This window comes from Mesorhizobium sp. M7A.F.Ca.CA.002.15.2.1 (assembly GCF_003998715.1).
GTDB classification, from domain to species: domain Bacteria; phylum Pseudomonadota; class Alphaproteobacteria; order Rhizobiales; family Rhizobiaceae; genus Mesorhizobium; species Mesorhizobium ciceri.
The window spans coordinates 1-605 of the sequence record NZ_RZPI01001215.1 but is presented as its reverse complement, the minus strand read 5'-3'; the positions used below and the strand labels follow the sequence as shown (position 1 = coordinate 605).

The window sequence follows — 605 nt, the reverse complement described above, 5'->3', positions numbered from 1 at the left end:
GGCGGTAATACCTCAAGCCCTAACCGCGTACCGCCGCAGCCATGCCCGAACTGGTCAGCGCGGCGGCCTTGACCAGACCCGCTGCAAGGGCGGCCCCTGCCCCTTCGCCATGGCTGATGCCCAGATCAAGCAACGGGCGCAAGCCGAGCCGTTGGGCGGCGCGTGCATGCGCGGGTTCCGGCGACAGGCTGGCCAGCAGGCAATGGTCGAGCGCGGCGGGATTGACGCCATGCAGTACCGCTGCGGCTGCCGTCGCCGCCAATCCGTCGAGCAGCACCGGGATCTTCTGCATCCGCGCGGCCAGAATGGCACCGGCGATCGCCGCGAATTCCCGGCCGCCGACCCGGCGCAGCGCCTCGAGCGGGTCGCCGAGATGGCCGCCATGAAAAGCCAGCGCCGCATCGACCACGTCCGCCTTGCGTGCCTGCATCGCCGTATCGGCGCCTGACCCCGGGCCGGCCCAGTCGGCGCCCCCGCCCCCGAACAGCGCCGCAAACAGGGTGGCGGCGACGGTGGAGTTGCCGACGCCGAGATCGCCGAGACACAAAAGATCGGTGCCGCCGGCGATCGCTTCCATGCCGAAGGCCATGGTGGCGGCACCGATC

The 605-nt window shown here is 71.1% G+C and carries 1 protein-coding gene; it reads right to left on the bottom strand.

All coding sequences use genetic code 11. The features are described from left to right. Nucleotides 1–19 precede the first annotated feature (19 nt). Nucleotides 20–605 (bottom strand): nicotinate-nucleotide--dimethylbenzimidazole phosphoribosyltransferase (locus ENZ74_RS33720; protein ID WP_206522409.1); only part of this gene is annotated, 586 nt, incomplete at its 5' end.